We start from the raw sequence: 23,265 nt of genomic DNA, 5'->3' as shown, positions 1-23,265 counted from the left end.
CCGCGTGATCCGCGTGATCCGCGCGCCCCGGCATTCTCGCCGGGTGGACGGGAATTGTCAGTCTGTTCTACGGCGTGCCGGGCAGCCGGACCGTGACGAGGAGGCCGCCGGCGGGGCGGGCGGAGAGGTCGAGCGTTCCGCCGTGGGCGCGGACGACCCCGGCCACGATGGCCAGGCCGAGGCCGACGCCGGCGTGTTCGGCGGTGTGCACGCGTTCCGTTCCCCGCTGGAACGGTTCGGTGAGGGTCGACACCAGTTCCGGTGAGAGCCGGCTTCCCGTGTTCTCGACCCGCAGCACGCTCGTGTCGCCGTCCTCCTCGGTGTGGACGGTGACGGTGCCGCCCTCGGGGAGGTTGTGGACGACGGCGTTCTGGACGAGGTTCGTCACCATCCGCAGCAGGAGTTCCGCGGAACCGCTGGTTCTGGCCGCCCCGCCGGTGACGTCGAGCGTGATCCGGCGCTGTTCGGCGAAGGGGAGCAGTGTCTCGGCGGCTTCCTCGGCGACGAGGGAGAGGTCGACGCTCTCGCGGGGGAAGTCCCCGCGGTCGCTGCGGCTGAGCAGCAGCAGGGCCTCGGTCAGGTCGATCGCCCGTGTGTTCACGGTGTGCAGGCGCTCGATCAGTTCGCCGGGGTCGCGCGTGGGGTCCTTGCGGGCGACGTCCAGGAGTGTCCGCGAGATCGCCAGCGGGGTGCGCAGTTCGTGCGAGGCGTTCGCGGCGAACCGCCGCTGCTCGGCGACGTGGGACTCCAGTTGTTCGAGCATCGAGTCGATGGCGTCGGAGAGTTCGCGGAACTCGTCCTGGCGGCCCTTCATCCGGATGCGGTGGGACAGCGACCCCTTCCCGGCCGTCCGTACCGCGTCCGTGATCCGGGTGAGGGGCGAGAGCATGCGGCCGGCGAGGATCCATCCCCCGAGGAGGCCGAACACCAGGAGGAAGGCCAGCGCGACGGCCGCGGCGGGGGCGAAGCCACGCAGCAGGTCGGAGCGGTTGGGCCCCATGATGATCACGGCGCCGTACGTCTTCTGGATGAGCCTGGGGTCCTCGGTCGGCAGCCAGCGCAGCACGAACACCCACATCACGGCCAACAGGAGGGTGCCGGCGACGAAGAGGAAGCCAGCGTAGCTGAGGGTGAGCTTCAGTCGGGCGCTGCGCCCCGGGCGTCTATTCATGGGTGCCGTCGGACCGGGAGGTGTCCGGGCCCGTGTCGATCCGGTAGCCGACGCCGGGCACCGTGGCGATGGCCCACGGTTCGCCGAGTCGTTTGCGCAGGGCGGAGACGGTGATGCGGACGGCGTTGGTGAAGGGGTTGGCGTTCTCGTCCCAGGCCCGCTCCAACAGCTCTTCGGAGCTGATGACCCCGCCCTCGGCCGCGACGAGTACCTCCAGCACGGCGAACTGCTTCCGGGTGAGCGCGACGTGCCGTCCGTCGCGGAAGACCTCCCGGCGGAACGGGTCCAGCCGCAGGCCCGCGATCTCGCGGACCGGCGGCCGGGCGTGGGCGCGCCTGCGGTCGAGTGCCCGCAGCCGCATCACGAGTTCCCGCAGCTCGAACGGTTTGGTGAGGTAGTCGTCGGCGCCGAGCTCGAAGCCGGACGCCTTGTCCTCGATCCGGTCGGCGGCGGTGAGCATGAGGATCGGGATGCCGCTGCCGGAGGCGACGATGCGCCGGGCGACCTCGTCACCGGAGGGGCCGGGGACGTCACGGTCGAGGACCGCGAGGTCGTAGGAGTTGACGCCGAGCAGTTCCAGGGCGGAGTCGCCGTCGCCCGCGATGTCGGCGGCGATCGCCTCCAGCCGCAGACCGTCACGGACGGCCTCGGCCAGGTAGGGCTCGTCCTCCACGATCAGTACACGCATGTCCGAAGCCTAAGCAGCCCGCCGTATCGCCGGCGTATCGCGACGGCGTGCGTCCACCGGACCCACGGTTCAGCCCACCGGCACCGGCGCGGGACGGGGCCGGTCCGAGGGTTCCTGCGCCCTCCTGCGCCACCAGCGGCGCGAGGCCAGCCCGGCCAGCAGGGCACCGGTGGCGTTGACCAGTACGTCGTCCACGCTGGACACCCGGTCCAGCCACAGGACGTACTGGGCGACCTCGACCAGGACCGAGCAGCCCACGCCGAGCGCGAGGATCCGCGGCACGGACGCGAGCGCCGCGAACCGCACGGGTGCGAAGAACCCCAGCGCGGCGAAGACCAGCAGGTTGCCGATGATCCCGAGCGTCCCCATCATGACCAGGTCCCGCAGGGGTACCAGGCTCACCCGGCGGGGAGCGACGCCGGGCGAGAGGCCCGGCATCATGGTCAGCCACAGGAACGGGACCGTCCCGTGGACCATGCCCACCTCGGCCAGCGACTTGCGCCACGCCCAGGCCGAACCGGCGCCGGCGGCGTGCCGCCGGTACGCGAGGGCCCACGTCACCAGCACGGCGAGCGGCACCGCGACGAGCGTCATGAGCACCACGCCGTTGAACGTGTCGTAGCAGCCGTGCCAGTGCCCGGCCATGCATCTCGGGACGGGCATCATGAGCATGCGCCGGATGCCGAACAGGACGCCGGCCATGCCGAGGACCGCCAGGCTCAGGAGCACGGTCCTGATGACGCGGCGGGGTGCTGACGGGGATGCGTTGTGGCTCATGCTCCCAGTGAAGGGAGGGGCCGGTTGCGGTGGCGTATGCGATTTTCGATACGTCCGCGATATGCGAAGCCCCCGCGCACGCCGTCCGCGGAGTCCCGGCACCGCGCACCCGCCCCTGGTGCCGTCCGTCGACACGGCGGGAAGCGGGTGCGGATCAGCGACGACCGGGCCCAAAGAGGGACGTGGCACTAGAGCGCCACCAGCCGCCCGCCGTGCCCCTCAGGCGGGCCGAGGCCGCGGTGCCGCAGACCAGCGCCACGCCGAGGAGCGTGCCGCAGGACTCCGCCACGGCGTACGCGTCACCGGCGAGAGCGGCGCGCATGCCGCGGGCGGCCCAGTAGCCGGGCGAGGCCGGGGCCACGTCCGAGACCCAGGCCGGCAGGGCGGCGAGCGGGACGAGCGCGCCTCCGACACTGCTCAGCAGCATGCCGCCGATGTCGTAGGCGGCCGAGAGCTCACCCGGGCTGCGGACCAGCACGCCGAGCAGCGTGCCGAGTCCGAGGAGCGCCCAGCTCCAGCTGAGCAGAACGCCCAGCAGCAGGAACGGGTGCGGGACGGACAGGCCGAAGGCGCACACGGCGAAACCCACGACGGTGAACTGCTGGGCGAGCAGGACCGCGAAGACCGGGACGGCCTTGCCCGCGAAGAGTTCGGCGGGACGCAGGACGGTTCCGCGCAGCCGGTCCCAGGTACGGCCGAGCCGTTCGGTCAGGATCGCGCTGCCGCAGATGCCGAGGGCGAGCAGCGAGAAGGTGACCAGCGTGCCGACGACCGCTTGTTCCGTGCCGGCGCTCTCGCCCTGCCCGGCCGTGTAGAGCGGGCGCAGGAGCGTGATGAAGACGAGCGGAAGGGTCATCCGGCTCAGGATCGGGCCGGGTTCGCGCGCCATCAGCAGCACGTTGTGACGTATCAGCACCCGGAGGCGGGCGGCGGACTCACGCGGCATCACGGACCTCCGCGCGCGTCGCGGCGATCGCGGGAGCCGCGGCCTCCAGGGAACGGTAGAGGTCGTCCAGTCCGGGGCGGCGTACGTCGACGGACACGGGCGTACGACCGGACGCGAGCAGGGCCGCCAGATCGGCGCCAGGGTCCGTGGTCGGCCGGCGCAGTTCGGGTTCGGCCGGGTCGGCGAAGGTGACCCTGAGTTCGCCGGGCAGGTGCCGGGTGAGTTCTTCCTGCGTGCCGCGCGCGATGATCCGTCCGGCCCGCGCGAGTGCCAGCGTGGCGTCGAGGTCGACGAGTTCCGGCAGGTAGTGGGTCGTGTAGACGACGGCCGCGCCCGCTTCGGCCCGGGCCCTGACCGCGCCCAGCAGGGCCGCGCGGGTTTCCGGATCGGCCCCGGCGGTCGGCTCGTCCAGCAGGAGGAGCGACGGTGAGCCGACCATGGCGGTGGCCGCCTGGACCCGGCGGCGCTGACCTCCGGACAGGGCCGCGACGGGCCGCTCCGCGACGTCCGACAGGCGCAGCTCGTTCAGGACCCGGTCGATCTCCGCGTCCCCGCGCCGGCCTCGGAATCCCGCCAGCCCGGCGAACAGCCGCAGGTTCTCGCGGGCGGTGGCGCTGCCGTACAGGGCGAGTTCCTGCGGGGCCACGCCGAGGGAGCGCCGCGCGGCCCGGCCGTCGCGCAGGGCGTCGAGCCCCGCGACGGTGATCCGGCCCGCGTCGGGACGTACGAGACCGGAGACGACCTCGACGAACGTCGTCTTGCCCGCGCCGTTGTGACCGATCAGGCCCACGATCTCCCCGGCCGGGACCGTCAGGTCGAAGCCGTCGAGCGCGCCGCGCGGCCCGTAGCGCTTCACCAGTCCCTCTGCGATCAGCATGCGTCCTCCATGACACCTCTCGATGTGTACGACGTACACGTCTACACCGTATACGTCCGCCGCGCATGCGTCTACGGCGTACACGTCTACGCTGTACACCCATGAGTGGCAGGCGGGAAGAAATCCTGGACGCGGCACTGGCCATCGCCGACGAGCACGGCGTCGACGCCGTCTCGATGCGCGCGCTGGCGGATCGCGTCGGTGTGACACCGATGGCGCTGTACCGGCACGTCAAGGACAAGGCGGCGCTGCTGGACGGCATGGTCGGACGGCTGCTCGCCGCGCTGCTGCCGCCGGAGCCGGCGGAGGACCACACCTGGCAGGAACGGCTCGACGCCCTCGCGCACGCCTGCCGGAAGGTGACCCAGCAGCACCCCTGGGCCGCGCACCTGCTCTTCTCGCGGCCCGCCGTCACCCCGGACGGTCTGCGGGCGGTGGACATCGTCTACACCGCGCTCATCGAGGCCGGGGTTCCCGAACCCCAGGTGCCCCGGCTGGAACGGCTGATCAGCACCTTCGTCATCGGATTCGCCGCCTCCGAGGCCGCGGGCCGCTTCGCTCCCGGCGCTCCCGACCCACGCGGCCGCCGCGGTCTCCTCCCGGACGGCGAACTCCCCGGCCACCGCGCACTCGGACCGTGGCTGGACCTGCCCCTCGACCTCACCGCCGAGTTCGAGGCCGATCTCGCCGACATCCGGCGCATGGTCGAGGCCGCCGCGCGGCGACAGGAGTGACCCCCGCGGGCCCGCCCGGCCCGCGACACCCGGCAGCCGCCCGGCCTCCGCGGCCCCGGAGACGGACCGGGGACCGGGGACCGGACGACGTGCTCCCGGCCCCGCTCAGTCGGTCAGGCCCAGCGCCCCCGCCGCCTGGACCGCCAGCCAGACCTCGGCCAGGGCCGCCGTCGACGTCAGGTCACGGCCGGTGAGCGCACCGAAGCGGCGCAGCCGGTAGGCGAGGGTGTTGGGGTGGATGTGCAGGGCGGCGGCCGCCGTCTCGGTGCGGCGGTCGCGTTCCATCCAGGTGCGGGCGGAGACCAGCAGCCGCGAGTCGTGGCTCTCGTCGTACCGCAGCACGCCGCCGAGCACGTGCTCCACCAGCGCCGCCAGGACCGCGGGGTCTTCGGGCAGCCACCGGCCCGCCCCGTCGTCCCCGTAGCGGACGACGGCGCGGCCCGACTCGACGGCCTTGGACACCGCCCACAGGGCCTCGCGCTGCGCGACCTTCAGCGCGGCCCCCGGCTGGAAGGGGCGGCTGGCCCCGGCCGCCACGGCGGGCAGCTCACCGACCGCCGCCGCCAGGTCCGGCGCCCCGAGGACATAACGGTCCTCGCCCCGGGTGAGCAGCAGATGGGGCCGGTCCTCCAGACAGCGCAGCAGCGCCTCGTCGGTGGTGCGGCGTACGACGAGCAGCACGGTGTCGCCCTCGATCGCGTGCCGGGCGAGCCGACGGCGCGCCGCCTCCGGGTCGAGCACCTCCTGCAGCAGTTCGGCGAACGTCTCCGCCCCCTCGCGGCGCAGCGTCTCGCGCTCGTTGCGCACCATCGCCAGCCGCAGCGCCGCGACGGTGGCGATGTGCTGGACGACGGCGAGTCCCGCGGGCCGGGCGCCCTCGCGCTCGTACGCGACGAGGAAGCCCGCGGGACCGCCGGGGGCGGGCACCGGGAGGACGAACCCGCCGGGGATCGTCGGCGGGGCGTCGACGGACACGGGCAGGACGGAGGGGTCCGGCACCGGGACGCCGGGAAGGAGCGGGCGCCCCTGGGGCGTGCAGAGGAAGACGTCGTAGCCCGACAGCCCTTCGAGCCTGCGCAGGAGCGTCGGCGTGTCGAGGTCCTCCGTGACCAGCCAGCGCAGCGCGCCGAAGACCTGGAGCTGCGCGCCCAGCCGGTGCCGTGCCTCCTCCTGGGCCGAGGCCGCGACCTCCTGGGCCACGGCGATGAAGGGGACGGCGAGCGGCACCTCGAGGACCGGGAAGCCCCGCTCCTCCGCGGCCCGGAAGAACGCGTCGTGCAGCGGCGGCATGTGCAGCTGCGCGGAGAGCGCGAGACCGGACGCCCCGGCGTCGTCCAGCCGCTCCAGGTAGGCGCGCTGTTCCTCGGCGGTACGGGGGATCGCGAGGCCGGCGGTCATGATCAGCTCGGCTCCCAGGAGCCAGGGCGTCGGATCGACGAGCTCGCTGGCGTGGGCCCAGGAGACGGACCGGTCCAGACCGCCGCCGGCCTTCAGCGAGAGCTGGAGCGCCGGGGAGGAGAGCAGGTCCTGGATCGTGAGTTTGTCGCTGGCCACAAATGACATCGTACGCATCTGTGATGACCACCATTGTCGCAGGTCACCGGGGGCCGCACACTGTGGGGGCCGACATTTGAATGGTGGATAAACATAGATGGGAGGGGCCGTGACGACCTCGGTCACCGAAATCGAGACATACGGCGTCGAACGCATCCCGGACGAGGACCGCACGGCCCGGCCGATCGACTTGTTCCGGCTCGCCTTCGGCGGCGCCAACACCTTCGCGACCTGTGTGCTGGGCGCCTTCCCGATCCTCTTCGGCCTCTCCTTCTGGCAGGGGCTCGCGGCGACCGTCCTCGGCCTGGTCGCGGGTGCGCTGCTGCTGGCCCCGATGGCGCTGTTCGGCCCGGCGAACGGCACGAACAACGCCGTCTCCTCCTCCGCGCACCTGGGCGTGCACGGCCGGGTCGTCGGCTCCTTCCTCTCCCTGCTGACCGCCATCGCGTTCTTCTCGATCTCGGTGTGGTCCTCGGGAGACGCGCTCGTCGGCGGCGCGCACCGGCTGGCCGGCGTCCCCGAGTCGGACGTCACCTACGGCATCGCGTACGCGATCTTCGGCGGCCTCGTGCTCGTCGTCTGCATCTACGGCTTCCGCTTCATGCTGCTGGTCAACAAGATCGCGGTGCTGGCGGCCTCGGCCCTCTTCGTGCTCGGCGCCTTCGCCTTCGCCGGTGACTTCGACCCCGGATACGCGGGCGCCTTCGCCTCGAGTGCCGACCCGCTGTTCTGGCCGTCGTTCATCGGCGCCGCGCTGATCGTGCTCTCCAACCCGGTCTCCTTCGGCGCGTTCCTCGGTGACTGGTCCCGCTACATCCCCGCGGACACCCCGCGCCGCCGGGTGATGGGCGCCGCCTTCCTCGCCCAGATCGCCACCCTGCTGCCCTTCGTCTTCGGCCTGGCCACGGCGTCGATCATCGCGACGAAGGCCGCGAAGTACGTCGACCCGGCCGCCCCGAACTACGTCGGCGGACTGCTGGCGGTCTCCCCCGGCTGGTACTTCCTGCCGCTCTGCCTGATCGCCCTGATCGGCGGCCTGTCCACCGGCACGACGTCCCTCTACGGAACGGGGCTGGACTTCGCCAGCGTCTTCCCCCGCTTCAACCGCGTCCAGGCCACCTTCTTCATCGGCGTCCTGTCCATCGGATTCATCTTCCTCGGCCGCTTCGCGCTCAACCTCACGCAGTCCATCTCCACCTTCGCCACGCTGATCATCACCTGCACCGCGCCGTGGATGGTCGTCATGGCGCTCGGCTACGTCACCCGGCGCGGCTGGTACGACGCCGAGGCACTGCAGGTCTTCAACCGGCGTCAGAGCGGTGGCCGCTACTGGTTCGCGCACGGCTGGAACTGGCGCGGCATGGGCACCTGGCTCGTCAGCGCTGTCGTGGCCCTCCTCTTCACCAACCTGCCGGGCCAGTTCGTCGGCCCGCTGGGCGACCTCGCCGACGGAGCGGACATCTCGCTGCCGGTCGGCCTCGGTCTGGCGGTCGTGCTCTACCTCGCCGCGCTCGCCCTGTTCCCCGAGCCGCGTGCCGTGTACGGGCCCGCCGGCCCCCGCTTCGTCGGGGCGTCCGACGCCGAAATCGCACCGATCACCGGTGGCACCGAGGAGAAGTCGGCCGAGCCCGCCGCGGCCGTCTGACCCACCCCGCCACCCTCACGAACCGGGCGCCCGGTCCTGACCACCGGGCGCCCCTGACCAGGAGCCGTGCATGAGCACCACCACCGTGCAGGAGATCCGGGCCGCCGCGGACGCGCTCGTCGCCGCCTTCGCCGAGGGCCGCCTCGACGACTACTTCGGCGCCTTCGCCCCGGACGCGACGTTCGTCTTCCACACCACACCGCGGCGTCTGGACTCCACGGCCGAGTACCGCGCCCTGTGGCGGCAGTGGGTGGAGCAGGACGGTTTCCGCATCCTCGGCTGCACCTCGTCCGCACAGCTCGTCCAGCCCTTCGGCGACACCGCCGTCTTCAGCCACGACGTGGAGACCCAGGTCGCCACCAACGCCGGTGAGGAGACGGTGCACGAGCGGGAGACCATCGTCTTCGCCCGCTCCGAGGACGGCGCCTGGCTCGCCGTCCACGAGCACCTGTCGCCCCGTACCACCGCCTGACCAGGAGAGACGCTCCCATGAGCAGCACGTTCCGCAACTACATCGACGGCACGTTCGCGGATGCCGCCGACGGCCGGACGCTCGACGTGGTGGACCCCACCACGGGTGACGTCTACGCCACCTCCCCGCTCTCGGGAGCGGCCGACGTCGACGCGGCGATGGCGGCCGCCGCCGCGGCGTTCCCCGTCTGGCGCGACACGACTCCCTCCGTACGGCAGCGCGCCCTGCTGAGGATCGCCGACGCGATGGAGGCCCGCGCGGAGGAACTGGTCGTCGCCGAGAGCCGCGACACCGGCAAGCCGCTGCACCTCACGCTCAGCGAGGAACTCGTCCCCGCGATCGACCAGGTCCGCTTCTTCGCGGGCGCGGCCCGGATGCTGGAGGGCCGCTCGGCCGGCGAGTACATGGAGGGGATGACCTCGATCATCCGCCGCGAGCCCGTCGGCGTGTGCGCCCAGGTCGCTCCGTGGAACTACCCCCTCCTGATGGCGGTGTGGAAGTTCGCCCCGGCCCTCGCCGCGGGCAACGCGGTCGTGCTCAAGCCCTCGGACACCACCCCCGCCTCCACCGTGCTGCTCGCGGAGATCATCGGCGGTGTCCTGGAGGAGCTGGGACTGCCCGAGGGGATCTTCAACGTCGTCTGCGGCGACCGCGAGACGGGCCGGCTGATGGTGGAGCACCCGACCCCGGCGATGGCCTCCATCACCGGCTCGGTGCGCGCGGGCATCCAGGTCGCGCAGAGCGCTGCCAAGGACGTCAAGCGGGTCCACCTGGAGCTGGGCGGCAAGGCCCCGGCCGTGGTCTTCGAGGACGCCGACCTGACGAAGGCGGTCGAGGACCTGGTGGTCGGCGGCTTCTTCAACGCCGGCCAGGACTGCACGGCCGCCACCCGCGTCCTGGTCCACGAGTCCGTCCACGACGAGTTCGTCGCCGCGCTCGCCAAGGCCGCCGCCGAGACGAAGACCGGGCAGCCGGACGACGAGGACGTGCTGTACGGGCCGCTCAACAACGCCAACCAGCTCGCCCAGGTCAGCGGCTTCGTCGAGCGTCTGCCCGAGCACGCCCGGATCGAGGCCGGCGGCCACCGGGTCGGCGACAAGGGCTACTTCTACGCCCCGACCGTGGTCTCGGGCCTGAGGCAGGACGACGAGATCGTCCAGAACGAGGTCTTCGGCCCGGTCATGACCGTGCAGTCGTTCACGGACGAGGACCAGGCCGTCGCGTACGCCAACGGCGTCGACTACGCGCTGGCCTCCTCGGTCTGGACGAAGGACCACGCGCGGGCGATGCGGATGTCGAAGAGGCTCGACTTCGGCTGTGTGTGGATCAACTCCCACATGGCGCTCGTCGCCGAGATGCCGCACGGCGGGTTCAAGCGGTCCGGCTACGGCAAGGACCTGTCCGCGTACGGCTTCGAGGACTACACGCGCGTCAAGCACGTCATGACGTCGCTCTGAGCGGCCGTTCCCACGGCGGACGGGGGTGAGCCCGGCGGTTCCGCCGGGCTCATCCCCGTCTCGCGTACGGCGAGCCGTCGTCCTGCCAGGAGGGCCTGGGTGCCTGGGCACGCGGGCGGGTACGGCCGACCAGCCCGAGCAGAAAGCCGGCCGGAACGGTGATCAGCCCCGGTGTCTGGAGCGGGAACCAGCGGACGTCGTGGTCCGGGAAGACCGCGAACGGCGTGCCCGACACCGCGGGGGATCCCGCGAGCAGCAGCACGACGAGCGGAAGGGTCCCGTAGACGGTCCAGCGCACCCCGGTGGCGGAATGGCGGGGCAGGAAGAGCGCGTACAGCAGGACCGGGGCGAGCACCGATGCCGAGACGGTGAACGACAGGGAGAGCAGCGTCAGTCTGCCGCGGTCCCCGAGAGCCGCCGACACGAGGACGGCCACCGCTCCGACCAGGACGATCCCCGTCCGTGCCCGGCGGATCTCCCCGGCGGGCGAACGGCTCCCGTGCGCGGACCGCCCGCCGAAGTCGCGGGCGAGACTGGACGCGGCCGCCAGCGTGATGCCCGCGACGGCCGCGAGGGTGGTCACGAAGACGGCGCAGGCGACGATCGCGAACAGCATGCTGTGCCGGGCTCCCCCGGCGACCGGGTCGAGCGCGCCCGTCACCATCAGCAGGGCGGTCGCGCCGCCGGGGTCGGCGGCCCGCACCGGACCCCGGCCCAGCAGGGCGCAGGCGCCGAGACCGGCCACCACCACCCCGGCGCACACCAGGGCCACCGGTCCGACCGCCCAGCCGACGGCACACCGCGCGGTGCGGGCCTCCTTCACGGGGTGCAGCCTCATGGTGATGTGCGGCAGACAGGCGGCGCCGACCAGGAGGGTGGTCTCGAAGCCGATCAGGTCGAGGCGCCCGGCGAGGGAGTGACCGAAGTGGAGTCCGGGGCGCGCGTAGTCGGCGCCCGCTCCGGAGCGCTCCCGGGCGGCGTCGAAGAGGGCGGGCGGCGACCAGCCGTACCGTGCGAGGACGAACCCGGCCAGCAGCAGCACGGCGCTGAGCACCACACCGACCTTCAGGATCTGTACGTACCCGACACCGCGCATCCCGCCGAACGCGGCGTAGCAGACCATCAGGGCCCCTCCGGCGACGGTGCACCCGGTGAGCGCGCCCTCCGGGAGCCCGAACATGGCCGCCATGACGCGTCCGGCGGTGGAGAGCTGCACCAGGAGCAGCGGGGCGAGGACGACGAGGGAGGCGATGCCGAGGGCCCGGCGTACGGAGGGGTCCCCGAGGCGGTCGCCGAGGAAGTCCCCCAGGGTGAACACGCCTTTCCGGCGCAGGGGTTCGCCCAGGAACCGCATCACCAGCCAGAGCGAGACGACGGTGGCGCAGGCGAACAGGATGCCGTCCGCCCCGTCGAGGGCGACCGCGCCCGTGGTGCTGAGCAGGGTGGCCGCGGAGATGTAGTCACCGGCGATGGCCAGTCCGCCGCCGACCGGCCCGAAGGCCGCGCCGCCGCCCGCGTAGAAGTGCTCGGGGTCGTCCAGGTCGGCGGCCGCCAGGCCGCACAGCAGCATGGACACGGCGACGAAGCCGAGGAAGACCACGACGGCGAGCGAGTCCCCGTCGCCCGCGGCGCTCATCGGCGGCCCTCCGGCGGGGACGCGGGAGTCGTGGGGGTCACGGAAGGCATGGAGGCCGCCGGAGGTGCGGAAGAGGCTGCGGGAGACATGCCGGGCATGGCATCAGGCACGCCGGGCCGCGTACAGGCGGCGGTGTGTTCGGGCGGCGGCCGCACAGCGGTCGCGGTGCGGGTCTGTGCACCGGCACACCGCGTTGATCCATCGGGGTGATTCACGGGCGCGGCAGGGTGAACGACGGGACGGTGTCCGCCGCTCGGCCGACCACCGGTCCCCCGCGGTCACTAGCGTGGCTCCCTGTGTCGATGAGCTATGCCTTTGTGAACCTGAAACCCGGAGTGGGCAAGACGACGAGCGCGGTGTGGTTGGCCCACGCGCTGCACGAGTCGGGGCGCTCCCCCCTGTTGGTGGACAGCGACCCCGCGTCCTCGGCGCTGCGGTGGAGCGAACTGGCGGGAGGCTTCCCCTTCCCCGTGGTCTCCCTGCCGGTGGGCGACGTGCACCGGCGCGTGAACGACTTCCTCGGCGACCGGCGGGCCGTGGTGTTCGACGCCCCGCAGCTGGAGGACCACGCCCACATCGCGCGGAGCGTCATGCGGTACGCGGACGAGTGGATCGTGCCGGTGACCCCGTCCCCCATCGAGCTGGACCGCATGGCGCCGATCGACCGCGAGATGGGCGACGTCCAGTCCCTGCGGCCCCGGCCGGCCCGCTCCGCCGTACTGCTGAACCGTACGAACCGTCCGGACGCCACGCGCACCGGTCCCGACGCCGACGCCCGCGAAGCGCTCACGGAGCGCGGCTTCGACGTGCTGTCCACCCACATCCCCCGACTCGACCTGTACTCCCAGTCGTTCGGCGGCCCCGTGAAGGTCAAGGAGTCGGCGTACATGGATCTCGCGGACGAACTCGTCGAGCGTCAGGACACGACGTGAACCAGCGCAGGAACACCTACCGGGCCGCCCTGCGGCGGGAGCCGGACGCCGCCGCGCCCCGTCAGGCCAAGGTCGCGCGGCTGCACACGCGCTACGTCCGGGTGACGATCGAGCTGGATCCCGCGCTGCCGGACGAGCTGACGCGCTGGGTGGGGCCGCCCGTGTCCGCGCTCCTGCGCTTCGGCGCCGCCGCGCTACGGCCTCTGACGAGTACGGGCACTCCGTAGGCGCGGCGGGACAGGGCGTCGTGACGGGGACTCAGCTCTCCACCGGGTGCCCGCCGTCGCCCTCGACGACGACCCGGTCGACGCCCGGCTCGTCGCCCCGTTCGACCATCGTCAGGTCGATCCGTCCGTCACCGGTGGTGTCGAACTGATAGAGGTCGGCCTTGCCGTCGCCCGTGGTGTCGGTCATCCAGACGTCGGTCCTTCCGTCTCCGTCGGTGTCGGCGCTGAGGACGACGTGATGCTCGTCGCCCTGGGTCTCGACCACTTCGTCCGTGCCGTCGTCGGTTTCCATGAAGGCCGGTTGCCCCGGTCTGCGGGACCGAAACGAGGGCCCGCCCGGGCCCGGGGACCGCGGAAGGGTGCGCCGGGCGCGCGGCCGCCGCCCGGTGCCCCGCCCGTAAGGCAGGATGGGTGTCATGACCGAGATCCGCACGCCCCGCCTCCTGCTCCGCCGCTGGCACGACGACGACCTCGCCCCCATGGCGGACATCAACGCGGACCCCGCGGTCATGCGCTGGATCGACGACGGTTCGGTCCGCGACCTGGACGCCACCGCCGAGGAGATGGAGCGGTGGGAGGACGAGTGGGACGAGGAGGGCTTCGGCGTCTTCGCCGTCGAGCTGCTGGCCTCGGGCGAACTGGCGGGCTTCGCGGGGCTGTCGGTGCCCGAGCACCTGCCCGAGGTGATGCCCGCCGTGGCGATCGGCTGGCGGTTCGGCTCACCGTTCTGGGGTCAGGGCTACGCGTCCGAAGCCGCCCACGCCACCCTGGAGTTCGCCCTCCAGGACCGCGGCCTCGACCGGGTGATCTGTGTCAATCGCCCGGACAACCAGGCCTCGTTGAACGTCGTTCGCAAGCTGGGCATGGAGCCGGAGAAGACGACGACCCACCCGGTGTACGGCTATCCCCTGACCGTTCACGCGATCGATCTCACCGAATTCCAGGCCTGATCCACCGCGCCGCGTGTGAGCCCGCTTCGGCGGGCTCACACGGACTGGACGTACTTGGGCTTTCGGCCGGTGCGGCGAGTGGGGGTGCCCCCTGCTCGAAGAGCTTGGGGAAGTGCCGGGCGTCGCGACGGGGCGAACCTTGGCTGACGCGGCACCGGGAAGAACGGTGATCACGCGATGAAGGCGGTGCGGTTCCACGAGTACGGCGGGATCGATGTGCTGCGGGTGGAGGAGGTGGAGCGGCCCGCGGTCCCGGTTCTCCCCCGGCGAGCTCGGCGCGCGGGCCGGGAAGCCGTCCGCGGTTCGGCACGACGGAACGGTGAACCACCCGCTGTCGGCGGTGGCTTCAGGCCCTTCGGGGCCGGTCGTCCGGGACGCGCTGTCACGCGTCCGCGGTCACGGCCCTCAGACCGGCCAACGACTCCCGGATGAACCGGGAGAGTTCCTTCTCCTCGGTCCGGTCGACCCAACGCCGGAAGGCGAACTTGAAGACGGCGATCCCCACCTCCGCGGCGAGCCCCGCGGAGGCCTCGTCGACACCGCGCAGCCGCAGCGCGTCAGCGAGCGCCGTGGACAGTGACGCGAGTTTGATCAGCTCGCGTTCCTGCAGTTCGGAGTTGGCGTCGATGACGGACTGCCGCTGCCGGGCGTGTTCTTGGCGTGCCTCCAGCACGGCCGCGGCGCTTTCGAGGGCGACCGCGACGACGTCCAGCGGGGTGGCGGACTCGGGGGCCGCGGCGACGGCGTTCGCGAGCACTTCCCGCAGCTCGCTCGAACCCGCGAACAGCACCTCGCGCTTGTCCGCGTAGTGCCGGAAGAACGTCCGTTCCGTCAGCCCCGCCCGTTCGGCGATCTCCGCCACCGAGGTGCGGTCGTAGCCGCGCTCGACGTAGAGCTCCAGTGCCGCCCGTGCGAGGCGCCCGCGCGCGTCCGGCTGCCATCGACCCATGCCCGGAATCGTACTCGATGACAGCTACTGACATCGGGCGGCGAGATTCGACGACAGTCACTGACATCAGGTGTTACGTTTGATGACAGTCACTGACATGGCTCGGTCGCCCCCTGTCCGTGCCGTGACGGCACGGACAGGGGGCGACCACCCGACTGGAGGCTTTCTCATGCGCGTTTTCGTCACCGGGGCATCCGGATGGATCGGCTCCGCACTCGTCCCCGAACTCATCGGCGCGGGGCACAAGGTGGTCGGGCTCGCCCGCTCGGACGCCTCTGCCGCGGCCCTGACCGAGGCCGGGGTGGACGCGGTGTCCGGCACCCTCGACGACCTCGACGTCCTGCGCGAGGCGGCCGGGGACTCGGACGGCGTGATCCACCTCGCGTTCAAGCACGAGCTCGCGTTCTCCGGCAACTTCCAGGAGGCGGCCGAAGCGGACCGCCGTACCGTCGAGACACTCGGCGAGTCGCTCGCGGGCTCCGGGCGGCCGCTGCTCATCGCGTCGGGGCTGGTCGGCCTGACCACGGGCCGCCCGAGCACGGAGGACGACGGAAGGACGCCGGAGGAACTGGCCGCGCTGCCGGCCGGCCCGCGCACCCGAATGGGCACCGCCCACGTGGCCCTCTCCCTCGCCGACCGGAACGTCCGCTCGTCCGTCGTACGGCTCCCCCCGACCGTGCACGGCGACGGTGACAACGGGTTCATGACCACCCTGATCGGCATCGCCCGCGACAAGGGGGTCTCCGGGTACATCGGCGACGGCACCCAGCGCTGGTCGGCCACGCACCGCGCCGACGCCGCCCGTCTCTTCCGCCTCGCCCTGGAGGGTGCTCCGGCGGGATCGGTCCTGCACGCGAGTGCGGAGGACGGCGTGCCGCTCCGTTCGGTCGCCGAGGTCATCGGCCGCCACCTCGACGTGCCGACCCGCTCGGTCCCCGCCGAGGAGGCGGCCGAGCACTTCACCTGGCTGTCGGGGTTCTTCGGCCTCGACAGCCCGGCCTCCAGCGAGCGGACCCGCGACCTGCTGGGCTGGAACCCGACCGGACCGGGCCTGATCGAGGACCTGGACATGGGGCACTACTTCAAGAACGGCGGACAGTAGGGGTTCCGTCCGTCCACCGAATGCCGCCCGGCGCCCTCCCGGTACTGCCGCCGGGGCGAAACGAGAGGCACATTGACGGACATGCCTCTTTCGTTGCACCACATCGTCATCGACGCGCACGACCTCCCCTCACTGGCCCGGTTCTGGGCCGAGGTGCTGGGCTGGCGGATCCTCTCCGAACGGGAGCGGGAGGTCGTGATCGGGCCTGCCGAGACGGCGCCGGTGGGCATCTGCTTCATGCCGGTCACGGACCAGAAGGTCGTCAAGAACCGCCTGCACCTCGATCTGACCTCCGCGGCCGGGGACCGGGAGGCGGAGATCGAGCGCCTCCTCGCACTCGGGGCCCGCAGGGCGGACGTGGGGCAGAGCGGCGAGGAGTCGTGGACCGTACTGACCGATCCGGAGGGGAACGAGTTCTGCGTGGTGCGACCGAAGACAACCCTCGTCGGCTAGCACTCGTACCCGTCCTGGCAGTGATCCTGCTCGTTTCCGCCTCCGAGCCCGCCCGCCGCGGCCGAGCCCGCGAGTCGGCCGGGCCGCTCGTGGCCGGGGACAGCCGGTCACAGCCACCGGACCGTTCGCGCGGCCCGGGTCACGACCACCGCGTAGGCGACGCCCAGCACGAGGGAGGCGAGCAGGGCGGTGAGCGGGAAGTCCTCCTGGAGGTAGGGGTAGACCTGGTAGTGCGTCAGGTAGATGTAGAGGGAACTGCTCGCCAGGACGCCCGCGAGTGCGCTGAGCGGGCCGACGCTGGGCAGGGTCGGCACCCAGATCAGCAGCCCCAGCCCGGCGATCACGAGGGCGGTGCGCAGGAACTGGTCCTGGAACAGGCCGGGAACGGTCAGCAGCAGGACGGCCGTGAGCAGGGCCCGTTGCCGCACCGTGCCCGCCCGCGCGGCCGCCCACCCGAGCGCGAACAGCCAGAAGACCACCGAAGGGCTCAGTTGGGGGCGGGCGGACGCCAGGCCCAACAGGTCGTAGCGGCCGACCAGGCCGACGGCCGTGAGAACCAGGGGGACGCCGAAGGCGTACCGCCGTTCCAGCCGGTCCAGGAAAGGTACGGCCATGAGCGCGGCGAGGACGATCAGGTAGTAGACCAGGGCCTCCACGAACCAGTACGCCCAGTCGAACCGGTCGTTCCCCTGGGAGAGCAGGGTGTTCAGCAACACGGCGTTGGCCGGGTCGTAGAAGTCGGTCAGGACCACCGCGCCGGTGATCCACACCATGCTCGGTACCGCGATGCGGGCGATGCTGCGCCACAGGTGCCGTACGCGCTCGCGGCGTGCGGCACCGGTCAGTTGGAAGCGGGCGAAGTTGTAGCCCGCGACACCGATGAGGATGTGGGCGAAGCCCTTGATGCTGAAGACCTGGACGTGTGAGCCGACGATGAGGACGATCCCGACGGCGCGCAGGGCGATGCCGGTCTCCAGGGTGCGGCGGGTCCTCCAGGACCGCGGGGCCGTCCAGGAGCGCAGCGCCCGCACGAGTCCCGGAGCCGGCCCGGGCTCGGGCCCGTCCCGTCCCTCCGGCCTCTCCGCGACGGGTGCCGCCAGGGCCCTCAGTTCGCGGACGGTCCTGGTGTGCCAGTCCGTGGGCAGGTGACCCAGCGCCTCCTCCAGGCGCAACGACATCTCGACGTAGCACAGGGAGTCGCCGCCCAGGCTGACGAAGCTGCTGTCCTCGGTGGCGTCGGCGCGGTCGAGGATCTCCGCGAAGAGGCGGCGGAGATCCTCACCGGTACCGGTCGTCTCCTCCTGCTCCGTGCGCGTCAGGTGCCTCACGGCCTCGTGGTCGGGCTTTCCCGTGGCCAGGCGGGGGAGTTCGGAGAGGACCCGGACCCGTACCGCGCGGGCCGGGAGTCCGCATCCCTCCGCGACCAGCCGCCGGATCCGTTCCTCTTCGCCGGCGACGCCGAGCGCGGCCACCGCCAGCGCCTCCCCGTCCCCCGCGCAGTACGCGGTGACCCCGCGTCCCTCCAGAAGGACCTCCACTTGCTGCGGGTCGATCCGCAGTCCGAGGATCTTCACGAAACGGCTGCGGCGGCCCACGATCTCGTACAGCCCGTCGGACGCGCGCCGGGCGAGGTCCCCGGTGTGCAGTTCCCGCACGACGCGGCCCAGGGCGAGGTCGGCCGGGCTCTCGGCGTATCCGAGCATCACGTTCGGCCCCGAGTAGACCAGTTCACCGACGTCCCGGCCGTGGCCGTCGACCGGCCGCAGCCGGAAGGAGCCGCCCGGTATCGGCACGCCGACGGCCTCGGGGCGTTCGGCGGCTAGGTGCGGCGGGAGGTAGGCCATGCGGGCCGTGGCCTCGGTCTGGCCGTACATCACGAACAGTTCCCAGCCCGAGTTGCGGCCCAACTCGGCGTACCGGGCGACGCGTTCGGGAACCAGTCGGCCCCCGGCCTGGGTGACGCGGCGCAGGTGCGGCAGCCGCATCCGCTCGAAGCCGATCCGGTCGAGCAGGTTGAAGGTGTACGGAACCCCGGCGAGTGAGGTTCCCCGCGCGGCGCGGAACTCCTCCCAGAAGGCGGCGTCGGACACCGACCGCTCGGTGAGGATCAGGCCCGCGCCGCGCAGCAGGTGGCTGTGGATGACGGACAGGCCGTAGCAGTAGTGCATGGGCAGCGTGGTGGCCGCGCGGTCGGTCTCGTCGATGCCGAGGTAGGTGGCGATGGACTCGGCGTTGGCCTGGAGGTTGCCGTGGGAGAGCCGCACCAGCTTGGGCGAGCCGGTCGAGCCGGAGGTGCTCAGCAGCAGGGCGAGGTCCGGGTGGAGGGTGTGGGCGCTCTCGGGGTGCCGTTCGTCGAGGGCCCACGTCCCGTCGGCGTTCGGGCGAGCCACGACGTCGGGGGCGTACGCCTCGGTCAGCGAGCGGATCGTGTTCTCGTTGTCGCCGGGGACGAGCAGGACGGGGTGGCCGCAGGACAGTGCGGCCAGGTAGGTGACGAGCGCGTCGGTGCGGTTGGCGCCTGCCAGCAGCACCAGCCTCCGTACGGGCCCGAGGCGTTCGGCGACGGCGGCGACCCGGTCGGCCAGCCGGCGGTACGACAGCTCTTCGTCCGGCGTGACGAGCGCGACGCGGTCGCCGTACGCCGCGAGCCCGCGCGCGAAAGAAACGATTTTCGGCCACGGTGCCAGAGGTGAGTCGGGGACGACAGATGTCGGGAGATATCCGGAGAGGTCGATCACGGGGCGCGCCCTTTCTGCGGCAACGTCCGCTGGTGGCACATGACTCTTGACGGTTAGGTAAGGTTTACCTTATTCATAGCGTAGTCACAATCAAGCCACAGGATCGCTTCGCCCCTCGCTCCGCACCGACGTGACCGGCGGCGGTGTGAACGCGGGCCCCGCAGGAAGGCACACACCATGCGACGCCCCTCGGTTCGCCGGATCACTGCGCTGGTCGCAGCCGGCCTGCTGCTCCCCGCCCTCGCGGCCTGCGGCTCCGACGGCAAGGACAGCGCGGGCAAGGGCGGCGACCCTTCCCTCGTCATCTACTCCGGCCGCAACGAGAAGCTGGTCAAGCCGCTCCTGGACAAGCTGGAGAAGGCCGTCGGCGCCAAGGTCGAGGTCCGCTACGGCGAAAGCGCCGAACTGGCCGCGCAGATCCTGGAGGAGGGCGACCGCACCAAGGCCGGGCTGTTCTTCTCCCAGGACGCCGGCGCGCTGGGCGCCCTGTCCAGGGAGGGCATGCTGCAGAAGCTGCCCGCGACCACCCTCGACAAGGTCGACAAGGCGTACCGGGGCTCCGAGGGTGACTGGGTGGGTCTCTCGGGACGCGTCCGCGTGATCGCCTACAACCCGGACGAGGTCACCGAGGCCGAGGTCCCGGACAGCGTCTTCGACGTGGTGAAGCCCGAGTGGAAGGGCAAGGTCGGCTTCGCGCCCACCAACGCCTCCTTCCAGGCGTTCGTCACCGGCATGCGGGTCCTCAAGGGCGACGACGTGACCCGCGAGTGGCTGGAGGACCTGAAGGCGAACGGCACCAAGACGTACGCCCACAACCTCGCCACCCTGGACGCCGTCGAGGCCGGTGAGGTCGAACTCGGCCTGGTCAACCACTACTACTGGTACGAGCGGGTCGCCGAGAAGGGGGAGGACAAGGTCGACTCCAAGCTGCACTTCCTGCCCGGGAAGGACCCCGGCGCGCTGATCAACGTCGCCGGCGCGGGCATCCTCAAGGACGGCGGGCAGAACGCGACCGCCCAGAAGGCCGTGGACTACCTGCTGTCGAAGGAGGCACAGACCTACTTCGCGGACACCACGAAGGAGTACCCGCTGTCCGCGGGCGTCACCAGCACGGTGGAGGGCCTGCCTCCGTTCGACTCGCTCGAGTCACCCGACATCGACCTGGGCAAGCTGGAGTCCCTCCAGGAGACGCTGGCCATGCTCCAGGACGTCGGGCTGGTCTGACCGCCGTGCGCACACCACCCTCCACCTCGCGCCCGGCCGGAGCCCCGGCCCCGCCCGGGCGCGAGCGCGTGCACGAGGCGAGCGGGGACCCGACGGCTCGCTCTCCCCGTACGCGGGTCAGGGCACTCCGTAAGCCGGTCGAGGCCCGTACGCCCGATCGCAGACCGCCCCTGGTCCTGTTGGTCCCCGCCTGCGTCGCCGCCCTCTTCGCCCTGCTGCCCCTCGGCTACCTCGCCGTCCGCGCGCTGGAACGAGGCCCGGCCTTCGCCTGGGAGGTCGTCGCCGACGAGCGGACGCTCGACCTCCTCGGCCGCAGCCTCGGTCTGACGGCCGTGGTCGTCGCGGCGTGCCTGGTACTGGGGGTCTCGCTGGCCTGGCTGACCGTGCGCACCGCCCTGCCCGGGGCCCGCGTATGGTCGGTGCTGGCCACCCTGCCGCTGGCCGTGCCGAGTTACGTGGCCGCGTTCGCCTGGCTGTCGGCCGAGCCGGACCTCGCCGGCTTCGGCGGTGCCGCCCTCGCGCTGACGCTGGTCAGCTTCCCGTACGTCCATCTGCCGGTCGCCGCCGCGCTGCGCGGCATCGACCCGGCGCAGGAGGAAGCCGCGCGCTCCCTCGGTCACGGGCCGCTGCGGACCTTCGTCCGCGTCACGCTCCCTCAGCTGCGGCCGGCGGCCGCGGGCGGGGCGCTGCTCGTCGCGCTGTACGTGCTCTCCGACTTCGGCGCGGTGTCACTGATGCGCTACGACACCTTCACCCGGGCCATCCACACCTCCTACCGCGCCTCCTTCGACCGCACCCCGGCCGCCGCGCTCAGCGTCGTGCTGGTCGTGATGACCATCGCGCTGGTGGCCGCCGAGGCCCGCACACGGGGTCGAGCCGGGCATGCCAGGACCGGTACGGGCACCGCCCGCCCCGCGGTCCCGGTCGCCCTCGGCCGATGGCGGCCACTCGCGCTGCTGTGGTGCGGGGCGGTGGTGGCCGTGTCCGTCGCCTTCCCGCTGGCGACCCTCGGCTACTGGCTGGCCGTCGGCAGCTCGGCCACCTGGGACCTCGGCGGGCTCGTGGAAACGGCCGGGGCGACGCTCGGCGTCGCGGCGGCGGGCGCCGCCCTCACCACGGTCCTCGCCCTGCCGGTCGGGGTGATCGCGGCCCGGCACCGGGGGCGTGGCGCCCGTCTGCTGGAGCAGGCGGCGTACGCGGGGCACGCGCTGCCCGGCATCACGGTCGCCCTGGCCCTGGTGTTCTTCGCCGTGCGCTACGCGTACCCGCTGTACCAACAACTCCCGCTGCTGGTCTGCGCGTACGCGGTCCTCTTCCTGCCGGTCGCGGTGGCGGCCACCCGCGCGGCCGTGCTCCAGGCGCCGCCCGTCCTTGAGGACGTGGCCCGCTCGCTCGGACGACGGCCGTGGCAGGTGCTGCGCGAGATCACCGTGCCGCTGGCCGCCCCCGGCGTGGCCGCCGGGGCGGCGCTCACCTTCGTGGTCTGCATGAAGGAACTCCCCGCCACCCTCCTCCTGCGCCCCACCGGCATGGACACCCTCGCCACCCGGCTGTGGACCGAGACCGGCGCCGGATCCTTCGCGGCCGCCGCCCCCTACGCCAGCGCGCTCATCCTGCTGGCCGCCGTCCCCTCCTACCTCCTGGGCAGGCACCGGACATGAACGACACGAGTGACATGAACGACACGAACGTACTGCGCGTCGAGGGGCTCACCAAGTCCTACGGAGCCGGAGGGCCGGTCCTGCGGGGACTGGAACTCACCGTCCCCGCAGGTGCGTTGGCCGCCGTCCTCGGACCGTCCGGCTGCGGCAAGACGACCATGCTGCGGGTCGTCGCCGGGTTCCTGCGCGCCGACGCGGGCACCGTCCGCCTCGGCGAGAGGGTCCTGAGCGGGCCCGGCGTCCACCTTCCCCCGGAGCGGCGCCGCATCGGCATCGTGCCCCAGGAAGGCGCCCTCTTCCCGCACCTGAGCGTGGCCCGCAACGTCGCCTTCGGACTGACCGGCGTCGACCGGGCCGAACGGCGGCACATCACCGGGGAGATGCTCGAACTGGTCGGTCTCGCGGGATACGGGGACCGCATGCCGCACGAGCTGTCCGGTGGCCAGCAACAGCGCGTCGCCCTGGCCCGCGCCCTGGCCCCGCGGCCCGGGCTCGTGCTGCTCGACGAGCCGTTCAACGCCCTCGACAGCGCGCTGCGTGCGGGGGTGCGGGCGGACGTACGGTCCGCGCTGCGGGCAACCGGCGCCACGGCCCTCCTCGTCACCCACGACCAGCAGGAGGCCCTGTCCACGGCCGACCTCGTCGCCGTCGTACAAGACGGCCGGGTCGCCCAGTGCGCCACCCCGCAGGACCTCTACCGGCACCCCGCGGATCCCTGGATCGCCTGCTTCGTCGGCGACGCCGTCCTGCTACCCGCCACCGTCGAAGACGACGGCACGGTCCGGACCGCTCTGGGCTCCGTGCCCCTCGCCGAGCCCTCCGGAGGTCTGCGCACCGGCACGGCCCTGCTCCGCCCGGAACAACTCCGCCTCACCGATGCGGACTCCGAGGGCACGGTCAGGGGTACGGTCACCGACGTCTCGTACTTCGGCCACGACGCCATGGTCACCGTAGCCGTCGAAGGCCACGACACCCCCGTCGGCATCCGCGTGGTGGGCCCGCTTCCGCTCCGGCCCGGAGAAGAGACGGGCATCCGCGTCGAGGGCGGGGCGAGCCTCCACCCCTAGCCGGT

The 23,265-nt window shown here is 72.3% G+C and carries 22 protein-coding genes; 12 read left to right on the top strand and 10 right to left on the bottom strand.

Annotation, left to right across the window (positions count from 1 at the left end):
- Positions 1-67: 67 nt before the first annotated feature.
- From ACFW6B_RS32125 to ACFW6B_RS32105, 5 genes are all read right to left on the bottom strand, one after another.
- A complete protein-coding gene (locus ACFW6B_RS32125) occupies positions 68-1,171 on the bottom strand; it encodes a sensor histidine kinase (RefSeq protein ID WP_386601585.1) in 1,104 nt (367 codons plus the stop codon).
- Entirely contained in the window at positions 1,164-1,859 is a 696-nt protein-coding gene (locus ACFW6B_RS32120; protein WP_386601583.1) for a response regulator transcription factor, read from the bottom strand. Before ACFW6B_RS32120 ends, ACFW6B_RS32125 begins: the two co-directional genes overlap by 8 nt.
- Before the next feature lie 69 nt (positions 1,860-1,928).
- Entirely contained in the window at positions 1,929-2,636 is a 708-nt protein-coding gene (locus ACFW6B_RS32115) for a VanZ family protein (protein ID WP_386601581.1), read from the bottom strand.
- Positions 2,637-2,790: 154 nt separating this feature from the next.
- The gene (locus ACFW6B_RS32110) at positions 2,791-3,582 is read right to left on the bottom strand and encodes an ABC transporter permease (protein ID WP_386601579.1); all 792 of its coding nucleotides are present in this window, start codon (positions 3,580-3,582) and stop codon (positions 2,791-2,793) included.
- Positions 3,572-4,459, bottom strand: coding sequence for an ABC transporter ATP-binding protein (locus ACFW6B_RS32105; protein ID WP_386601577.1), 888 nt, complete (start codon positions 4,457-4,459; stop codon positions 3,572-3,574). The genes ACFW6B_RS32110 and ACFW6B_RS32105 overlap by 11 nt, the downstream gene beginning before the upstream one ends.
- A 101-nt stretch (positions 4,460-4,560) precedes the next feature.
- Between ACFW6B_RS32105 and ACFW6B_RS32100 the strand changes: the two genes are divergently transcribed.
- Positions 4,561-5,193, top strand: a complete 633-nt coding sequence (locus ACFW6B_RS32100) for a TetR/AcrR family transcriptional regulator (RefSeq protein ID WP_386601575.1) — start codon at positions 4,561-4,563, stop codon at positions 5,191-5,193.
- Between the two features lie 105 nt (positions 5,194-5,298).
- Here ACFW6B_RS32100 and ACFW6B_RS32095 read toward each other — a convergent pair whose 3' ends face one another.
- A complete protein-coding gene (locus ACFW6B_RS32095) occupies positions 5,299-6,756 on the bottom strand; it encodes a PucR family transcriptional regulator (protein ID WP_386601616.1) in 1,458 nt (485 codons plus the stop codon).
- A gap of 100 nt (positions 6,757-6,856) precedes the next feature.
- On the opposite strand from ACFW6B_RS32095, the gene ACFW6B_RS32090 reads away from it, so the two are divergent.
- The 3 genes from ACFW6B_RS32090 to ACFW6B_RS32080 all read left to right on the top strand — a co-directional run bounded on the left by ACFW6B_RS32090 (position 6,857) and on the right by ACFW6B_RS32080 (position 10,321).
- On the top strand, positions 6,857-8,392 hold the full coding sequence (locus ACFW6B_RS32090) for a purine-cytosine permease family protein (protein ID WP_386601573.1): 1,536 nt from the start codon (positions 6,857-6,859) through the stop codon (positions 8,390-8,392).
- Positions 8,393-8,462: 70 nt separating this feature from the next.
- A complete protein-coding gene (locus ACFW6B_RS32085) occupies positions 8,463-8,864 on the top strand; it encodes a YybH family protein (protein ID WP_386601571.1) in 402 nt (133 codons plus the stop codon).
- 17 nt (positions 8,865-8,881) lie between these two features.
- Positions 8,882-10,321 (top strand): gamma-aminobutyraldehyde dehydrogenase, encoded by a 1,440-nt coding sequence (locus tag ACFW6B_RS32080; protein ID WP_386601570.1) that lies wholly within the window; start codon positions 8,882-8,884, stop codon positions 10,319-10,321.
- Between the two features lie 49 nt (positions 10,322-10,370).
- Here ACFW6B_RS32080 and ACFW6B_RS32075 read toward each other — a convergent pair whose 3' ends face one another.
- Entirely contained in the window at positions 10,371-11,957 is a 1,587-nt protein-coding gene (locus ACFW6B_RS32075; RefSeq protein ID WP_386601569.1) for a cation acetate symporter, read from the bottom strand.
- Positions 11,958-12,259: 302 nt separating this feature from the next.
- Between ACFW6B_RS32075 and ACFW6B_RS32070 the strand changes: the two genes are divergently transcribed.
- Complete coding sequence (locus ACFW6B_RS32070) at positions 12,260-12,889, top strand: AAA family ATPase (RefSeq protein WP_386601567.1); 630 nt, start codon at positions 12,260-12,262, stop codon at positions 12,887-12,889.
- Positions 12,886-13,116, top strand: coding sequence for a hypothetical protein (locus tag ACFW6B_RS32065; protein WP_386601565.1), 231 nt, complete (start codon positions 12,886-12,888; stop codon positions 13,114-13,116). The genes ACFW6B_RS32070 and ACFW6B_RS32065 overlap by 4 nt, the downstream gene beginning before the upstream one ends.
- A gap of 31 nt (positions 13,117-13,147) precedes the next feature.
- On the opposite strand, the gene ACFW6B_RS32060 is transcribed toward ACFW6B_RS32065, so the two are convergent.
- Complete coding sequence (locus ACFW6B_RS32060) at positions 13,148-13,408, bottom strand: hypothetical protein (protein WP_386601563.1); 261 nt, start codon at positions 13,406-13,408, stop codon at positions 13,148-13,150.
- A 124-nt stretch (positions 13,409-13,532) separates the two neighbouring features.
- On the opposite strand from ACFW6B_RS32060, the gene ACFW6B_RS32055 reads away from it, so the two are divergent.
- Positions 13,533-14,066, top strand: coding sequence for a GNAT family N-acetyltransferase (locus ACFW6B_RS32055; RefSeq protein WP_386601561.1), 534 nt, complete (start codon positions 13,533-13,535; stop codon positions 14,064-14,066).
- A 382-nt stretch (positions 14,067-14,448) separates the two neighbouring features.
- On the opposite strand, the gene ACFW6B_RS32050 is transcribed toward ACFW6B_RS32055, so the two are convergent.
- Positions 14,449-15,015 (bottom strand): TetR/AcrR family transcriptional regulator, encoded by a 567-nt coding sequence (locus ACFW6B_RS32050; protein ID WP_386601560.1) that lies wholly within the window; start codon positions 15,013-15,015, stop codon positions 14,449-14,451.
- Positions 15,016-15,184: 169 nt separating this feature from the next.
- Between ACFW6B_RS32050 and ACFW6B_RS32045 the strand changes: the two genes are divergently transcribed.
- Together ACFW6B_RS32045 and ACFW6B_RS32040 are read left to right on the top strand one after the other, a co-directional pair.
- Complete coding sequence (locus ACFW6B_RS32045) at positions 15,185-16,117, top strand: SDR family oxidoreductase (protein ID WP_386601558.1); 933 nt, start codon at positions 15,185-15,187, stop codon at positions 16,115-16,117.
- 81 nt (positions 16,118-16,198) lie between these two features.
- Entirely contained in the window at positions 16,199-16,570 is a 372-nt protein-coding gene (locus tag ACFW6B_RS32040) for a VOC family protein (RefSeq protein ID WP_386601556.1), read from the top strand.
- 107 nt (positions 16,571-16,677) lie between these two features.
- Here the strand turns inward: ACFW6B_RS32040 and ACFW6B_RS32035 are convergent, their stop codons facing one another.
- A complete protein-coding gene (locus ACFW6B_RS32035; RefSeq protein ID WP_386601554.1) occupies positions 16,678-19,308 on the bottom strand; it encodes an AMP-binding protein in 2,631 nt (876 codons plus the stop codon).
- Between the two features lie 177 nt (positions 19,309-19,485).
- On the opposite strand from ACFW6B_RS32035, the gene ACFW6B_RS32030 reads away from it, so the two are divergent.
- From ACFW6B_RS32030 to ACFW6B_RS32020, 3 genes are read left to right on the top strand one after another with little or no spacing between them, the layout of a single operon-like run.
- Complete coding sequence (locus tag ACFW6B_RS32030; protein WP_386601552.1) at positions 19,486-20,532, top strand: iron ABC transporter substrate-binding protein; 1,047 nt, start codon at positions 19,486-19,488, stop codon at positions 20,530-20,532.
- Positions 20,533-20,537: 5 nt separating this feature from the next.
- On the top strand, positions 20,538-22,193 hold the full coding sequence (locus ACFW6B_RS32025) for an ABC transporter permease (RefSeq protein WP_386601551.1): 1,656 nt from the start codon (positions 20,538-20,540) through the stop codon (positions 22,191-22,193).
- Complete coding sequence (locus ACFW6B_RS32020) at positions 22,190-23,260, top strand: ABC transporter ATP-binding protein (RefSeq protein ID WP_386601549.1); 1,071 nt, start codon at positions 22,190-22,192, stop codon at positions 23,258-23,260. Before ACFW6B_RS32025 ends, ACFW6B_RS32020 begins: the two co-directional genes overlap by 4 nt.
- Positions 23,261-23,265 lie beyond the last annotated feature (5 nt).

Source organism: Streptomyces sp. NPDC058751 (assembly GCF_042746485.1).
Taxonomy (GTDB): domain Bacteria; phylum Actinomycetota; class Actinomycetes; order Streptomycetales; family Streptomycetaceae; genus Streptomyces.
Note: the sequence above shows the minus strand (reverse complement) of the source record. Positions and strands in the feature narration are given on the sequence as shown.

Coding starts and splice junctions, on each gene's coding strand:
- ACFW6B_RS32125 (WP_386601585.1), bottom strand. CDS start 1,171: ATGAATAGACGCCCGGGGCGCAGCGCCCGACTGAAGCTCACCCTCAGC.
- ACFW6B_RS32120 (WP_386601583.1), bottom strand. CDS start 1,859: ATGCGTGTACTGATCGTGGAGGACGAGCCCTACCTGGCCGAGGCCGTC.
- ACFW6B_RS32115 (WP_386601581.1), bottom strand. CDS start 2,636: ATGAGCCACAACGCATCCCCGTCAGCACCCCGCCGCGTCATCAGGACC.
- ACFW6B_RS32110 (WP_386601579.1), bottom strand. CDS start 3,582: ATGCCGCGTGAGTCCGCCGCCCGCCTCCGGGTGCTGATACGTCACAAC.
- ACFW6B_RS32105 (WP_386601577.1), bottom strand. CDS start 4,459: ATGCTGATCGCAGAGGGACTGGTGAAGCGCTACGGGCCGCGCGGCGCG.
- ACFW6B_RS32100 (WP_386601575.1), top strand. CDS start 4,561: ATGAGTGGCAGGCGGGAAGAAATCCTGGACGCGGCACTGGCCATCGCC.
- ACFW6B_RS32095 (WP_386601616.1), bottom strand. CDS start 6,756: ATGTCATTTGTGGCCAGCGACAAACTCACGATCCAGGACCTGCTCTCC.
- ACFW6B_RS32085 (WP_386601571.1), top strand. CDS start 8,463: ATGAGCACCACCACCGTGCAGGAGATCCGGGCCGCCGCGGACGCGCTC.
- ACFW6B_RS32080 (WP_386601570.1), top strand. CDS start 8,882: ATGAGCAGCACGTTCCGCAACTACATCGACGGCACGTTCGCGGATGCC.
- ACFW6B_RS32075 (WP_386601569.1), bottom strand. CDS start 11,957: ATGAGCGCCGCGGGCGACGGGGACTCGCTCGCCGTCGTGGTCTTCCTC.
- ACFW6B_RS32070 (WP_386601567.1), top strand. CDS start 12,260: ATGAGCTATGCCTTTGTGAACCTGAAACCCGGAGTGGGCAAGACGACG.
- ACFW6B_RS32060 (WP_386601563.1), bottom strand. CDS start 13,408: ATGGAAACCGACGACGGCACGGACGAAGTGGTCGAGACCCAGGGCGAC.
- ACFW6B_RS32055 (WP_386601561.1), top strand. CDS start 13,533: ATGACCGAGATCCGCACGCCCCGCCTCCTGCTCCGCCGCTGGCACGAC.
- ACFW6B_RS32050 (WP_386601560.1), bottom strand. CDS start 15,015: ATGGGTCGATGGCAGCCGGACGCGCGCGGGCGCCTCGCACGGGCGGCA.
- ACFW6B_RS32045 (WP_386601558.1), top strand. CDS start 15,185: ATGCGCGTTTTCGTCACCGGGGCATCCGGATGGATCGGCTCCGCACTC.
- ACFW6B_RS32040 (WP_386601556.1), top strand. CDS start 16,199: ATGCCTCTTTCGTTGCACCACATCGTCATCGACGCGCACGACCTCCCC.
- ACFW6B_RS32030 (WP_386601552.1), top strand. CDS start 19,486: ATGCGACGCCCCTCGGTTCGCCGGATCACTGCGCTGGTCGCAGCCGGC.
- ACFW6B_RS32020 (WP_386601549.1), top strand. CDS start 22,190: ATGAACGACACGAGTGACATGAACGACACGAACGTACTGCGCGTCGAG.